Raw genomic sequence first — 14,225 nt, 5'->3', positions numbered from 1 at the left:
ATTAGAACAGGCTCTCGCGCACGTAGATGACGTCCCCGTCCTTCATGCGATCGTCCATAGTCGGGGTAATAATTTCTGTCTTCCCATCAACCGACCGTCGATGTACGCGAATGCCCTTTTCCGTTCCCCGCTGCGTAAGTCCGCCGCCCGTCGCAAGAGCTTGCATTAAGGTCATACCCCTTTCGAGGCGCATTGGCCCTGGCCGCTGAACTTCCCCGTAGATATACACGGTCGGTTGCCGTTCTACCCATATGACATCGCCGTTCTGGATGAGGATGTCTTCCGTATTAGAGTTCGCACTGAAGATCGTGGGGACATCCACTTCCGCGCGAAAGGGACGTCCATTACGGCTGCCGGTGACGATGATGACATCACCACCCGATACGGCGGTGCCACCCGCCATCGCCAACAGGTCGGTCAGCCGCATTTCCGCCACTTCCAGTGGGTAACGGCCCGGCCGGTTGACCTGGCCAAGCACGTTCGCTTGGTTGCCACGAACCTGAAGCACAGCAATAGTCACCTGCGGCTGCTTGACGAAATTGCCGTTGCGCAGGCCATCAGCGATGGCCCGCTCGGCGGCGGAAATGCTTTGCCCGCCCAGGCGTACCTGGCCGATCAGCGGGTAAGACACCACGCCGGTTTCACTGACCCGGGTTTCCAGCGTCAGGTCGGGGTTTTGATAAACCGTGATGCGCACCACGTCGCCCGCGCCCAGTCGGTATTCGGGGGTGGACGACGCCGGAATGGGGGCGTTGGCCGTTTGTGCCTGCAGAGGCAGCGCAGCTGCCAGAGCCGCCGCAGCGCTCATGGCGGCCACGCAGGCGCGCAGCCGGTTGTTGTTGCTCTTCACGCTGCCCATCACTTGAGTCCCATTCCTTTGCTGATCGACGAGGCATCCAGCCCACTGGCGGCAGGCGCCGGCGCGGGGGCTGGCACAGGCGCCGTGGAGGCGGCCGGCGCGCTGGCAGCGCCTTCTGCGAACTTGCCGACGTACTCGATTTGCGCACCGCCTCGCATCTGCTTCACGTTCTCTTCCACCAACTTCCGCTTCCGGTCATTCAGCAGAAATTGCTCGATGGCCGGCGTGGCCTGCTCCAGCGTGACCGGCTGGCTGCGCGAATTGGCCAGCACGATGACCTGGGCGCCGGTGGGGGACGGCGTGAGCACGGCCTGGCCGTCCTGCATGCGGGCGAAGTTGTCCAGGCTGGCCAGCGGCAGCTGCTCGGCGGCGCGCACGGCCTGGTTGCCGGCAAACTTGAATTCGTTGGCCTTCAGGTACTCGACGAATTCGTTGATGTTCTTCGCTTCGGCCAGCTTGGCGCGCAGGCCGTCGATCTGCTCGGGCTTGGCTTCGATGGCCAGCTCCTGCAGGCTGTAAACGCGGCGCTCCTTGAACAGAGCCGGCTTCTCGTCGTAGTACTTGCGCACTTCGTCGGGGGTGGGCTTGCTCGCCGTCTCGCCGATCTTGTCGACGTAGGCGCGGGCAATGATCTCGCGCTTGGCGGCTTCGATCTGCTGCACCACGCGCGGGTCCCGGTCCATCTTCTGGTCCACGGCCTTCTGAACGGCCAGTTCCTGGTCGATCAGTCGCTCCAGGATCTGCTTGCTCGCCGCATCCGCCTGCTCGGGCCGCAAGCCGCGCTGCTGCTGCAGCACGAAGTTGATCTGGTGAACCGTGATCTCTTCCTTGTTCACCTTGGCCGCAGTCTGGCTGGCCACCTTGCTGTCTTTCTTCTCGCCGCACCCCGCTGCCAGCAGCACCGCTGCCGAAGCCGCGGCAATGCAGGCCACCCGCCATGTGCGATGGGCCTGGGGATAGTGGTCGGATCGGGTCGTCACGCTGGAATCTCCCACCTTGCAGTGCAAGGGCTTGTCTCAGTGATGTGGGCTCGCAGGATGCGGACCAGCCTGGCGCCGGCCGTCAATCGCCCAGACGGCGGAGTGTATAGGGCTGTCCGTGGCAGATCCGTGTAAGCACTGACAGACAAGGTATCCATCCCCACGTATTCAGGGGAGGTCGTGCCGTCAGGCACGGCGGCTCAGCACTTGATGCCGACGTGCAGGGCCACGACCCCGCCTGTGAGATTGTGCACATCCACATGACCGAAGCCAGCGCCCTTCATCAGGGCCTTGAGCGCCTGTTGGTCGGGGTGCATGCGGATCGATTCCGCGAGGTACTGGTAGCTCTGGGCGTCTCCCGCCACCCACTGGCCCAGGCGCGGCAGCACCTTGAAGGAGTACCAGTCGTAGGCTTTCTGCAACGGCGCGGCCACCTTGGAGAACTCCAGCACCAGCAGCCGGCCGCCCGGGCGCAACACGCGGTTCATCTCCTTGAGCGCACCGTCCTTGTGCGTCATGTTGCGCAGGCCGAAGGCGACGCTCACCAGGTCGAAGCTGGCGTCGCGGAAAGGCAGCCGCTCGGCGTCGCAGATGGTGGTGGGCAGGACCAGGCCCTCGTCCAGCAGCCGGTCGCGGCCGGTGCGCAGCATCGCCTCGTTGATGTCGGTGTGCACCACCAGGCCGCTGCTGCCCACCTTCTTGCTGAACGCCCGGGCGAGGTCACCGGTGCCGCCGGCGATGTCCAGCACACGGCTGCCTTCGCGCAGGTCGGCCACGGCCAGGGTGTAGGCCTTCCAGGCGCGGTGCAGGCCCATCGACATCAGGTCGTTCATGACGTCGTACTTGGTGGCCACCGAGTCGAACACGCCGCGCACGCGCTGCGCCTTCTCGTTCTCGTCGACCGTCTGGAAACCGAAATGCGTCTGGGTCATCGAGGGTCCGCTTTCTTCAATGGTTGCCGCAGGCATGGCCGCCGGCTTGGGGCATGGGCGCGTCGCGGTCGATGCCGGCCTGCTGTAGCCGCGCCTCGTACTGGCGCCACAGGTCGGGCTGCTCGCTGCCGAGGAAGTAGAGGTACTCCCAGGTGAAGATGCCGGATTCGTGCCCGTCGCTGAACTTGGGCTGCACCGCATAGTGGCCCACCTGCACGATGTCGACGATGCCGACGTCGCGCTTGCCGTGCTGCAGCACCTCCTGCCCCGGGCCGTGGCCCTGCACCTCGGCCGACGGCGAATACACGCGCATCAGCTCGAACGGGATCTGGAAGCGCCGGCCATCGTCGAAGCTGACCTCCAGCTGCTTCGATTGCTGGTGGACCGTGAGGCCCGTGGGCTGCAGCTTGGTCGTCATGCGGCTTCCAGGGCGGCGGCCACGGCCGCGTCAAGTTGTTCGAGCGTGCAGGCCAGGCGCTGCACGGCGGGCGGCTCCACCACGCGCTGCGCCGTGCCCCACACCGGCTGCGGGAAATGGCTGTCCCAGTCGAAGCGGGCGATCACGTGCCAGTGCAAGTGCGGCACCACGTTGCCCAGCGTGGCGATGTTGATCCTGGTCGGCCGCAGCGCCTGGCGCAGCGCCTGCTCCACCGCGGCCACGCGCTCCATGCAGCGGGCGCGCTCCTCGGGCGACAGGTCGGTGAACTCGGCCACGTGGCGATCGCAGATCAACCGGTAGAACGCCGGGAACGATGCATCGGCCGCGCGGATGGCGCGCCAGCCCTCGCCCCGCCACACCACGTGGCCGCCGGGCGTGTTGCACAGCTCGCAGGTCGCGGTGCTTGCCACCGTGCTCATACCAGCACCCGCTCGATGCCGCCCTGGTTGGCGCGGGCGACGTACTCGGGCATCCAGTTCTCGCCCAGGATCTTGCGGGCCATTTCCACCACGATGTAGTCGGCTTCCAGCAGGCCGTTGTTCAGGTCGTTGCCATAGCGGCTCAGGCCCTGCAGGCAGCTGGGGCAGCTGGTGAGGATCTTCACGTCCTCGCCCGCCGCCACCGCGCCGCTGTCGCGCAGCGCGGCTTCGCCCTTGCGCAGCTCTTCTTCCTTGCGGAACCGGATCTGCGTGGAGATGTCGGGCCGTGTCACACCCAGCGTGCCGCTCTCGCCGCAGCAGCGGTCGTTCTTCAGCACGCTGTCGCCCACCAGCGCCTTCACCGTCTTCATCGGCTCCTGCAGCTTCAGGGGGCTGTGGCAGGGGTCGTGGTACAGGTAGGCGCCCCGCTGCGCGGCGGGCAGGGTGATGCCGCGCTCGAGCAGGTATTCGTGGATGTCGACGATGCGGCAGCCGGGGAAGATCTTCTCGAATTCGTAGCCCTGCAGCTGGTCGTAGCAGGTGCCGCAGCTCACCACCACGGTCTTGATGTCCAGGTAGTTCAGCGTGTTGGCCACGCGGTGGAACAGCACCCGGTTGTCGGTGATGATCTGGTCGGCCTTGTCGAACTGGCCTGAGCCGCGCTGCGGATAGCCGCAGCACAGGTAACCCGGCGGCAGCACCGTCTGCACGCCTGCATGCCACAGCATCGCCTGCGTGGCCAGGCCCACCTGGCTGAACAGCCGCTCCGAGCCGCAGCCGGGGAAATAGAACACCGCCTCCGTCTCAGCCGTGGTGGCCTGCGGGTTGCGGATGATCGGCACGTAGGCCTTGTCCTCGATGTCCAGCAGCGCGCGTGCGGTGCGCTTGGGCAGGCCGCCCGGCAGCTTCTTGTTGATGAAGTGGACCACCTGCTCCTTCAGCGGCGCGCTGCCCACGGTGGCGGGCGGCGCGGCAGTCTGCTTGCGCGCGGCCAGCTTCATCACGTCGTGCGCCAGGCGCTGGGCCTTGAAGCCCACGTCCACCATCGCGCTGCGCACGAACTTGATGGTCTGCGGGTTGGTGGCGTTGAGCATCAGCATCGCCGCGGCATTGCCGGGGCGGAAGCTCTTCTGCCCCATCTTGCGCAGCAGGTTGCGCATGTTCATCGACACGTCGCCGAAGTCGATCTTCACCGGGCAAGGGCTGGCGCACTTGTGGCACACGGTGCAGTGGTCGGCGACGTCCTCGAACTCTTCCCAGTGCGCGATGCTCACGCCGCGGCGCGTCTGCTCTTCGTACAGGAAGGCCTCCACCAGCAGCGAGGTGGCCAGGATCTTGTTGCGCGGGCTGTACAGCAGGTTGGCGCGCGGCACATGGGTGGCGCACACCGGCTTGCACTTGCCGCAGCGCAGGCAGTCCTTGATGGAGTCGCTGATGGCGCCGATGTCGCTGCGCTGCATGATCAGCGACTCATGGCCCATCAGGCCGAAGCTGGGCGTGTAGGCATGGCGCAGGTCGGCGGCATGCACGTCGGCCCACTCGGGCGTGCTGCCCGGGCGCAGCAGCTTGCCGCGGTTGAAGCGGCCTTCGGGGTCCACGCGCTGCTTGTAGTCGGCGAACGGCTGCAGTTCCTCGTCGGTCAGGAACTCGAGCTTGGTGATGCCGATGCCGTGCTCGCCCGAGATCACGCCGTTCAGGCTGCGGGCCAGCGCCATGATGCGGTCCACCGCCTCGTGCGCGGTCTGCAGCATCTCGTAGTTGTCGCTGTTGACCGGGATGTTGGTGTGCACGTTGCCGTCGCCGGCATGCATGTGCAGCGCCACCCACACGCGGCCGCGCAGCACTTCCTTGTGGATGCGGTTGCACTCCTCCACGATGGGCGACAGCGCCGCACCCGAGAAGATGGACTGCAGCGGCTTGCGGATCTGCGTCTTCCACGAGGCGCGCAGCGTGGTGTCCTGGATCAGCTCGAAGAAGCTGCGCGCATCCGGGCCTTCGGCGATGCTGTCCAGCCCCTGCAACCAGCCGCTCCACAGCAGGCGCACCTCGCGCAGCAGCTGCAGCGCCTGCTGAACGCGGTCTTCCAGCAGCTCGGCGCTGGCGATCTCGCCGGCATCGTCGCTCTTGCCCAGCGGCAGGTTGCCCCGCAGGAAGAAGGCCTCCAGCGCATCCACCAGCTGCAGCTTGTTGCGCAGGCTCAGCTCGATGTTGATGCGCTCGATGCCGTTGGTGTACTCGCCCATGCGCTCCAGCGGAATCACCACGTCCTCGTTGATCTTGAAGGCGTTGGTGTGGCGGGCGATGGCGGCGGTGCGCTTGCGGTCGAGCCAGAACTTCTTGCGGGCGTCGGCGCTCACGGCCACGAAGCCTTCGCCGGCGCGGCTGTTGGCGATGCGCACCACCTCGCTGGTGGCGCGGGCCACGGCGGCTTCGTCGTCGCCCACGATGTCGCCGACTAGCACCATCTTCGGCAGGCCGCTGGCGCTGGTGCTGCCGCGCTTGCTCTTGGTGGCGTAGCCCACCGCCTTCAGGTAGCGGTCGTCCAGGTGCTCCAGGCCGGCCAGGATGGCACCGCCGGGCTTGCGCGCCTCGGCGAACATGAAGTCCTTGATCTCGACGATGCTGGGCACCGCGTCCTTCGCGTTGCCGAAGAACTCCAGGCACACCGTGCGGGTGTGGGCCGGCATGCGGTGCACCACCCAGCGGGCGCTGGTGATCAGGCCGTCGCAGCCTTCCTTCTGGATGCCGGGCAGGCCGGCCAGGAACTTGTCGGTGACGTCCTTGCCCAGGCCTTCCTTGCGGAACACGCGGCCGGGGATCTCCAGCGTCTCGGTGCGCTCCAGCACCTTTCCCGAGGCATCGAAGTAACGCAGCTCGAAGCGCGCCGCGTCCACGTCGTGGATCTTTCCCAGGTTGTGGTCCAGGCGCGTGACCTCCAGCCACTTGGCCTCGGGCGTGACCATGCGCCAGGAGGCCAGGTTGTCCAGCGCGGTGCCCCACAGCACGGCCTTCTTGCCGCCGGCGTTCATCGCGATGTTGCCGCCGATGCAGCTGGCCTCGGCCGAGGTGGGATCGACCGCGAACACGTAACCGGCACGCTCGGCCGCATCGGCCACCCGCTGGGTCACCACGCCGGCCTCGGTGAACACCGTGGCCACCGGCTGCGCATGGCCGGGCAGCGCCACCAGCTCCACCTCGGTCATGCGCTCGAGCTTTTCGGTGTTGATGACCGCGCTCTTCCAGGTCAGCGGGATGGCGCCGCCGGTGTAACCGGTGCCGCCGCCGCGCGGGATGATGGTCAGGCCCAGCTCGACGCAGGCCTGCACCAGGCCGGCCATCTCCGCCTCGGTGTCGGGCGTGAGCACGACGAACGGGTATTCCACCCGCCAGTCGGTGGCGTCGGTGACGTGCGAGACACGCGACAGCCCGTCGAACTTGATGTTGTCCTTGGCGGTGATGCGGCCCAGCGTGCGGCGGGCCTTGCGGCGCAGCTCGCCCAGCGCGTCGAACGAGGCGGCGAAGCCGGCCACCGCCGATTCGGCCAGCACCAGCAGCTCGCCCACCAGCGCGTCGCGCTGCGGGTCGGCCTGCGGGTCGCGGCGCTTGGCGATCTCGCCCAGCCGGTGGCGCAGGGCGTCCACCAGCAGGCCGCGGCGCTTGGGGTTGTCGAGCAGGTCGTCCTGCAGGTACGGGTTGCGCTGCACCACCCAGATGTCACCCAGCACCTCGTACAGCATGCGCGCGGAACGGCCGGTGCGGCGCTCGCCGCGCAGGCGGTCCAGCAGCTGCCAGGCACGCTCGCCCAGCAGCCGCATCACGATCTCGCGGTCGGAGAACGAGGTGTAGTTGTAGGGAATCTCGCGCAGGCGGCGTGCCTGCTCGTCTGCAAGGCCGGGGACGGCCAGGGTGTTCACAGCAAGCGGTGCATTCATGTCGATTAACCGCCGCCGCGTCCCGGGCGACGGCACCGGGCGGGGTTGACGCAAGGGGGCCGGATGTTAACGCACGGCCCTCCGGCGCCCGGGCGGCGGCCCGACGGTCGGCGGGTTATCCCCGTTGCCCCTGCCAGCGCTTCATGACAGAAACGCGACTGTCATAAAACTTCAAAATACTGGCGGGCTTCAAACCCCTCCCACGGAGTCTCCTGCATGCATTTCAAGTCTTTCGCGCTGGCCTCGGCCGTGCTGGCCGCGTCCTTCGGGGCCCAGGCCCAGGTCGAGATCCAGTGGTGGCATTCGATGACCGCCGTGAACAACGAGTGGGTCAACGACCTGGCCAAGGATTTCAACGCAAGCCAGAAGGACTACCGCATCGTGCCCACCTACAAGGGCGCCTACGATGAATCGATGACCGCGGCCATCGCCGCCTTCCGTGCCGGCAACGCGCCGCACATCCTGCAGGTGTTCGAGGTGGGCACCGCCACCATGATGGCCAGCAAGGGCGCCATCGTGCCCGCCGGCAAGGTGATGAAGGACGCTGGCTTCAAGTTCGATCCGGCCGCCTACATCCCGGCCGTGGCCGGCTACTACACCGCGCCCAGTGGCGAGATGCTGAGCTTCCCGTTCAACAGCTCCACCACCATCTTCTACTTCAACAAGGACGCCTTCAAGGCCGCCGGCCTGCCCACCGACAAGGCACCGGCCACCTGGCCGGAAGTGGTGTCGGCCGCGGCCAAGCTGAAGGCCAGCGGGCACAAGTGCCCGATCACCTTGGCATGGCAGAACTGGACCCAGCTGGAAAGCTTCTCGGCCTGGCACAACGTCGAGTTCGCCACCAAGCGCAACGGCCTTGCCGGCCTGGACGCGCGCCTGGCGGTCAACTCGCCGCTGCATGTACGGCACATCGAGAACCTGGCCAACATGGCCAAGCAGGGGCTGTTCGTCTACAAAGGCCGCAGCGCCACGCCGCAGGCGTCGTTCACCTCGGGTGAGTGCGCCATGATCACCACGTCGTCGGGCTTCTATGGCGACGTGGCCAAGAACGCCAAGTTCGCCTACGGCCTGGCCCCCCTGCCCTACTACCCCGACGTGGAAGGTGCACCGCAGAACACCGTGATCGGCGGCGCCAGCCTGTGGGTGATGTCGGGCAAGAAGCCCGAGGAATACAAGGGCATCGCCACCTTCTTCAACTACCTGTCCAAGCCGGAAGTGCAGTCCGCCAGCCACAAGCGCACCGGCTACCTGCCGATCACCATGGCCTCGTTCAAGCTGACCGAGGAATCGGGCTTCTACAAGGAGAAGCCGGGCACCGACGTGGCCGTGAACCAGATGATCCGCAAGGTGACCGACAAGTCGCGCGGCATCCGCCTGGGCAACTACCTGCAGATCCGCGCCATCGAGGACGAGGAACTGGAACAGGTGTGGGCCGGCAAGAAGACGGCCAAGGAAGCGCTGGACTCCATCGTCAAGCGCGGCAACGAGCAGCTCGAGCGTTTCCAGAAGGCCAACACGCGCTGAAGCCGGCTGAACGCCCGCAGCGCCGCACGAGGAGGACGCGGCGCTGCAGGGCGCGACAATGACAACAACAACTACAAGCCGGCACCGCCGCCGCGCCCATGGAAAAACGAGTCGTCTTCCGTTCACGCTGGCTGCCGTGGGCCCTGCTGGCCCCGCAGCTGGCGGTCATCCTGATCTTCTTCTTCTGGCCCGCGGGCCAGGCGCTCGTCCAGTCGTTCCAGCAGTCGGATGCCTTCGGCACCTCGGTGGAATGGGTGGGCCTGGAGAACTTCCAGCGCCTGTGGGACGACCCCACCTACCTTGAATCCTTCAGCACCACGGCCGTGTTCTCGGTGCTGGTGGCTTCGCTGGGCATCATCATCTCGCTGGTGCTGGCGGTGTTCGCCGACCGCGTGGTGCGCGGCACCACCTTCTATCGCACGCTGTTGATCTGGCCGTATGCGGTGGCGCCCGCGGTGGCCGGTGTGCTGTGGCTCTTCATGTTCGCGCCCAGCATCGGCGTGGTGTCGTATGCGCTGGGCGCGCTGGGCTTCGACTGGAACCACCTGCTCAACAGCGGCCATGCGATGACGCTGATCGTCATGGCGGCGGTGTGGAAGCAGCTCTCCTACAACTTCCTGTTCTTCGTGGCGGGGTTGCAGAGCATCCCCAAGTCGCTGATCGAGGCGGCCGCCATCGACGGTGCACGCCCGTGGCGCCGGTTCTGGACGATCCAGTTCCCGCTGCTGTCGCCCACCACGTTCTTCCTGCTGGTGATCAACGTGGTGTACGCCTTCTTCGACACCTTCGCCATCGTGGACGCAGCCACCCAGGGTGGCCCGGGCAAGGACACCGCGATCCTGGTCTACAAGGTGTACTACGACGGCTTCAAGGCGCTGGACCTGGGCGGCTCGGCCGCGCAGTCGGTGGTGCTGATGGTGATCGTCATCGCGCTGACGGTGGTGCAGTTCAAGTTCGTCGAGAAGAAAGTGAACTACTGATGGTCGAGCGCCGTAGCACCTGGGGCATCCTGGCCCACGTGATCCTGTTGCTGGGCGTGGCGATCGTCGCGTTCCCGGTGTATCTCACCTTCGTCGCCTCCACCCACACCTCGCAGGACGTGGTGCAGCAGCCGATGCCGCTGCTGCCGGGCGCGCACCTGATCGACAACTACCGCACCGCGCTGTTCGGCACCGGCTCGGGCGGCGGCTCCAATGCCGCCGTGGGCCGCATGATGATGGTGAGCCTGATCAGCGCGCTGGTCATCGCCATCGGCAAGATCGCCATTTCGCTGCTGTCGGCCTTTGCGCTGGTGTACTTCCAGTTCCCGTTCCGCAAGCTGTTCTTCTGGGCCATCTTCGTCACGCTGATGCTGCCGGTGGAAGTGCGCATCGGGCCCACCTACAAGGTGGTGAGCGACCTGGGCATGCTCAACACCTATGCAGGCCTGACCGTGCCGCTGATCGCCTCGGCCACGGCCACGTTCCTGTTCCGGCAGTTCTTCATGACGGTGCCGGACGAGCTGGTGGAGGCCGCGCGCATCGACGGCGCCGGGCCGCTGCGCTTCTTCAAGGATGTGCTGGTGCCGCTGTCCACCACCAGCATCGCGGCGCTGTTCGTCATCCAGTTCATCTACGGGTGGAACCAGTACCTGTGGCCGCTGCTGGTCACCACCCAGGAAGACATGTACCCGGTGGTGATCGGCATCAAGCGGATGATCGCCGGCGGCGAAGCCGGCAACGAGTGGAACCTCATCATGGCCACCGCAATGCTGGCGATGATTCCGCCCGCGCTGGTGGTCATGCTGATGCAGAAGTGGTTCGTCAAGGGCCTGGTCGATACCGAGAAATAGGACAACACAGTGGGAGCCATTTCGATCCGCAACGTGGTCAAGCGCTATGGCACGGGTGCCAGTGCGCTGCAGGTGATCCACGGCGTGAATGCGGAGATCACGGACGGCGAGTTCGTCGTCATCGTCGGGCCTTCGGGCTGCGGCAAGAGCACGCTGCTGCGCATGGTGGCCGGGCTGGAGGAGATCAGCGGCGGCGAGATCGGCATCGGGGGCCGGGTGGTCAACGACATCGAGCCGTCGGAGCGCGACATCGCGATGGTCTTCCAGAACTACGCGCTGTATCCGCACATGACGGTCTACGCCAACATGGCCTATGGCCTGAAGATCGCCAAGGTGCCGCCGGCCGAGATCGAGGCGCGGGTTCAGAAGGCCGCCAAGATCCTGGAGCTGGGTGCGCTGCTGCAGCGCAAGCCGCGGCAGCTGTCGGGCGGCCAGCGCCAGCGGGTGGCCATGGGCCGGGCCATCGTGCGGCAGCCGCAGGTGTTCCTGTTCGACGAGCCGCTGTCCAACCTGGATGCCAAGCTGCGCGCGCAGACCCGGCTGGAGATCCAGAAGCTGCACCGGGAGCTGGGCGTCACCTCGCTGTTCGTCACCCACGACCAGGTCGAGGCGATGACGCTGGCGCAGCGCATGATCGTGATGAACGCCGGCCGCATGGAGCAGATCGGCACGCCCGACGAGGTGTACACGCGCCCGGCCACCACCTTCGTGGCCGGCTTCATCGGTTCGCCGCCGATGAACCTGGTCCCCGGCACGGCGGACGGCTCGCGCTTCACGGTGGGGGGCGTGTCGCTGTCGCTGCCGGCCACCGCGCCGCGCGCTGGCGAGCTGATCCTGGGCGTGCGGCCGGAGCACCTCACCATTGCCGAAGGCCCCAACGGCCACAGCGGCTGGCCGCTGACGGTGGAGATGATCGAGACGTTGGGCGCGGAACGGTTGATCTATGGCCGCATGGCCCCCGGTGCCGACCTGGTGACGGTGCGGGTGGACAGCGGCGATCGCGCGCCCGCGCTCGGCCAGACGGTGCAGCTGGTGGTCCAGGCCAAGCACCTGCACTGGTTCGATGCCGGCACGCACCACCGCGTGGCCGGCACCTGAGGTCGCGCCGTGCTGCCGTTTGACGCCAGCGCCGCCTGGCCCTACCCGCGCTGGATCGCTCACCGCGGTGCCGGCAAGCTGGCGCCGGAGAACACCCTGGCCGCGTTCCGCCATGGCGCCTCGTACGGCTACCGCGCGTTTGAATGCGACGTGAAGCTCAGCGCCGACGGCGTGCCCTTCCTGCTGCATGACGCCACGCTGGAACGCACCACCAACGGCGCAGGCACTGCCGGCGATCTCACGTGGGAAGACCTCTCACGGCTGGACGCCGGCAGCTGGCATTCACGGCACTTCGCCGGCGAACCCCTGCCGCGGCTGGACGCCATCGCCGCCTATGTGATGCGCAACGGCTTTGCGCTGAACATCGAGATCAAGCCCACGCCGGGCACCGAACGCCGTACCGGCGAGGTCGTGGGCCAGCAGGTGCTGCGCCTGTGGGCGTCGCGGCACCAAGCCCCGCCGCCGCTCTTCAGCTCCTTCCAGCCCGCGGCCCTGGCCGGGGCGCGCGACACCGCGCCGGAGGTGCCGCGCGCGCTGCTGCTGGACAGCCTGCGTGAAGGCTGGCTGGACGAAGCGCTGGCGCTCGGCTGCGTGGCCTTGGTGGCCAACCACCGGGCGCTGGACGCCGCGGTGATCGCCCGCATCCATGGTGCCGGCCTGCGGGCGCTGTGCTACACGGTGAACGACGGCGACGCCGCGCGGCAGCTCGAGGCCGCCGGCATCGACGGCGTGATCACCGATGCGGTGGACCGCTTCGCGCCGGTGGCGCACGGCACGGCCGATTGACCACCCCTCGGCCGATGGACGACCACCGCACACGCCGCGCCTGCTAGGCCTTCAGCGGCATGGCATCGGCCGCGGCTTCGGCGCCCGTGGCCGGTGGCGCGGCCTGGGCCGGCAGGCTGCGCACCGAGCGGATCACCGGATGGCGCGCGGCCACCACCGCCAGCAGCAGGGCACACAGGCCGGCGAACAGCAACGCGGCGCGCAGCGCCACATGCTCGCCCAGCCAGCCGCCCAACAACGCCCCCGGCCCGGCCGGCAGGATGATCAACCAGCGCATGGTGCTGGTCATGCGGCCCAGCATGGGCTCGGGCGTCACCGCCTGCCGCAGCGCCAGGAAGTTGATGAAGATGAGCACCGCGCCGGTGCCGAACAGCATCAGCATCAGCACGAACGCGGCCACGCCGGCCGAGCCCGGCGGCACCAGCGCCGCCAGCAGCCAACCGATGCTGCAGGAGCCGATGCCCAGCGTCAGGCAGGGCCCCGGCCCCACATGCTGGCTGATGCGGTGGCCCAGCGTGCTGGCCAGCACCGTGCCGGCGCCCATCGCCACGTAGGCCAGGCCGATCGCGCGCTCCGACATGCCCAGCTCGCGCGTGGCGTACAGGATCTGCACCACCAGGGCCGCGTGGTGGCACATCTGCCAGCCGCCCACGGCCAGGGCCAGCGCCACCAGCAACCGGTGATGCGCGACGAAGCGCAGGCCGTCCTTCAGCTCCGGCCAGAACCGGGCGCCGGAGCGCGGCTGGCGTTGCTCCGCCACGCGCACGCCGCGCAGGATGCCCACCGACAGCAGCAGCAGCACCGCATCGATCAGCAACGCCATCGGCGCGCCCACCATCTTGATCAGTGCGCCGGCCAGGCCGGGCCCGGCCACCTCGGCGCCCGACGTGGCCAGCGCATTCTTGGCATGCGCCTCCACCAGCCGCTCGCGCGGCACCACCTGGGTGAGCACGATCTGCGCGGCAGTGCCGGCCACGGTGTACACCGTGCCGATCATGAAGCCCACCACGTAGAGCCATTCGATGCTGAGCCAGCCCAGCGCCCAGGCCGCCGGCACGGTGAGCACCGCCAGCGCCAGCGAGAACTCGCCCGCCACGTACACCGGCAGCTTGCGCACGCGGTCCAGCCACACGCCGGAGGGCAGCGAGAACAGCACGAAGGGCAGCACCTCCATCGCCGTGAGCCAGCCCATCTGCGTGGGCGTGGCATGCAGCAGCAGCGCAGCGGTGAGCGGCAGGGCCAGCATCGTCACCTGCCCGCCCAGGGAACTGCACAGGATGGAGATGAACAGGCGCCGGTACGCTGCGTTGCGCAGCAGGTCGGTGGGCGGCAATTGCAGCCGGCGCAGCCAGGCGGCCGGCAGACGCGGAAGCAGCAGCTTCATGGGCTCGGGTCTCGCGGAAGGAGCGGCGGCGCGCCTCGTGG

12 protein-coding genes are annotated in these 14,225 nt (G+C 67.5%); 5 read left to right on the top strand and 7 right to left on the bottom strand.

Annotated features, from left to right (window positions below; translation table 11 throughout):
- Position 1 precedes the first annotated feature (1 nt).
- The 6 genes from epsE to LRS14_RS16455 all read right to left on the bottom strand — a co-directional run bounded on the left by epsE (position 2) and on the right by LRS14_RS16455 (position 7,561).
- Positions 2-850, bottom strand: coding sequence for a polysaccharide export protein EpsE (gene epsE, locus LRS14_RS16480; protein WP_257800194.1), 849 nt, complete (start codon positions 848-850; stop codon positions 2-4).
- Between the two features lie 8 nt (positions 851-858).
- The gene (locus LRS14_RS16475; RefSeq protein WP_257800193.1) at positions 859-1,839 is read right to left on the bottom strand and encodes an EpsD family peptidyl-prolyl cis-trans isomerase; all 981 of its coding nucleotides are present in this window, start codon (positions 1,837-1,839) and stop codon (positions 859-861) included.
- A 200-nt stretch (positions 1,840-2,039) separates the two neighbouring features.
- Complete coding sequence (gene ubiE / locus LRS14_RS16470; protein WP_257800192.1) at positions 2,040-2,771, bottom strand: bifunctional demethylmenaquinone methyltransferase/2-methoxy-6-polyprenyl-1,4-benzoquinol methylase UbiE; 732 nt, start codon at positions 2,769-2,771, stop codon at positions 2,040-2,042.
- A gap of 16 nt (positions 2,772-2,787) precedes the next feature.
- Entirely contained in the window at positions 2,788-3,189 is a 402-nt protein-coding gene (locus LRS14_RS16465) for a DUF971 domain-containing protein (RefSeq protein WP_257800191.1), read from the bottom strand.
- Positions 3,186-3,629, bottom strand: a complete 444-nt coding sequence (locus LRS14_RS16460) for an HIT family protein (protein ID WP_257800190.1) — start codon at positions 3,627-3,629, stop codon at positions 3,186-3,188. Before LRS14_RS16460 ends, LRS14_RS16465 begins: the two co-directional genes overlap by 4 nt.
- A complete protein-coding gene (locus tag LRS14_RS16455; RefSeq protein WP_257800189.1) occupies positions 3,626-7,561 on the bottom strand; it encodes an FAD/FMN-binding oxidoreductase in 3,936 nt (1,311 codons plus the stop codon). Before LRS14_RS16455 ends, LRS14_RS16460 begins: the two co-directional genes overlap by 4 nt.
- 216 nt (positions 7,562-7,777) lie before the next feature.
- Between LRS14_RS16455 and ugpB the strand changes: the two genes are divergently transcribed.
- The 5 genes from ugpB to ugpQ all read left to right on the top strand — a co-directional run bounded on the left by ugpB (position 7,778) and on the right by ugpQ (position 12,800).
- Positions 7,778-9,085 (top strand): sn-glycerol-3-phosphate ABC transporter substrate-binding protein UgpB, encoded by a 1,308-nt coding sequence (gene ugpB, locus LRS14_RS16450; protein ID WP_046111088.1) that lies wholly within the window; start codon positions 7,778-7,780, stop codon positions 9,083-9,085.
- A gap of 98 nt (positions 9,086-9,183) precedes the next feature.
- Positions 9,184-10,065: a sn-glycerol-3-phosphate ABC transporter permease UgpA gene (gene ugpA, locus LRS14_RS16445; protein WP_046111087.1), complete on the top strand. Its 882-nt coding sequence runs from the start codon at positions 9,184-9,186 to the stop codon at positions 10,063-10,065.
- Positions 10,065-10,916, top strand: coding sequence for a sn-glycerol-3-phosphate ABC transporter permease UgpE (gene ugpE / locus LRS14_RS16440; RefSeq protein WP_046111086.1), 852 nt, complete (start codon positions 10,065-10,067; stop codon positions 10,914-10,916). Before ugpA ends, ugpE begins: the two co-directional genes overlap by 1 nt.
- 9 nt (positions 10,917-10,925) lie before the next feature.
- Entirely contained in the window at positions 10,926-12,014 is a 1,089-nt protein-coding gene (gene ugpC, locus LRS14_RS16435; protein WP_046111085.1) for a sn-glycerol-3-phosphate ABC transporter ATP-binding protein UgpC, read from the top strand.
- 9 nt (positions 12,015-12,023) lie between these two features.
- Positions 12,024-12,800: a glycerophosphodiester phosphodiesterase gene (gene ugpQ, locus LRS14_RS16430; protein ID WP_257800188.1), complete on the top strand. Its 777-nt coding sequence runs from the start codon at positions 12,024-12,026 to the stop codon at positions 12,798-12,800.
- A 43-nt stretch (positions 12,801-12,843) separates the two neighbouring features.
- Here the strand turns inward: ugpQ and LRS14_RS16425 are convergent, their stop codons facing one another.
- On the bottom strand, positions 12,844-14,184 hold the full coding sequence (locus LRS14_RS16425) for an MFS transporter (protein WP_257800187.1): 1,341 nt from the start codon (positions 14,182-14,184) through the stop codon (positions 12,844-12,846).
- Positions 14,185-14,225: the final 41 nt, after the last annotated feature.

The sequence above is a fragment of the Aquincola sp. J276 genome, assembly GCF_024700035.1.
Classification (GTDB): domain Bacteria; phylum Pseudomonadota; class Gammaproteobacteria; order Burkholderiales; family Burkholderiaceae_C; genus Aquincola; species Aquincola tertiaricarbonis.
The sequence above is the reverse complement of the archived record's forward strand: the minus strand, read 5'-3'. Positions and strand labels throughout refer to the sequence as shown.

Bases quoted from the DNA above. Each gene is read 5' to 3' on its own strand.
- ugpA (WP_046111087.1), top strand. From the start codon at position 9,184: ATGGAAAAACGAGTCGTCTTCCGTTCACGCTGGCTGCCGTGGGCCCTG.
- ugpB (WP_046111088.1), top strand. From the start codon at position 7,778: ATGCATTTCAAGTCTTTCGCGCTGGCCTCGGCCGTGCTGGCCGCGTCC.
- LRS14_RS16455 (WP_257800189.1), bottom strand. From the start codon at position 7,561: ATGAATGCACCGCTTGCTGTGAACACCCTGGCCGTCCCCGGCCTTGCA.
- LRS14_RS16465 (WP_257800191.1), bottom strand. From the start codon at position 3,189: ATGACGACCAAGCTGCAGCCCACGGGCCTCACGGTCCACCAGCAATCG.
- LRS14_RS16460 (WP_257800190.1), bottom strand. From the start codon at position 3,629: ATGAGCACGGTGGCAAGCACCGCGACCTGCGAGCTGTGCAACACGCCC.
- ubiE (WP_257800192.1), bottom strand. From the start codon at position 2,771: ATGACCCAGACGCATTTCGGTTTCCAGACGGTCGACGAGAACGAGAAG.
- LRS14_RS16425 (WP_257800187.1), bottom strand. From the start codon at position 14,184: ATGAAGCTGCTGCTTCCGCGTCTGCCGGCCGCCTGGCTGCGCCGGCTG.
- ugpE (WP_046111086.1), top strand. From the start codon at position 10,065: ATGGTCGAGCGCCGTAGCACCTGGGGCATCCTGGCCCACGTGATCCTG.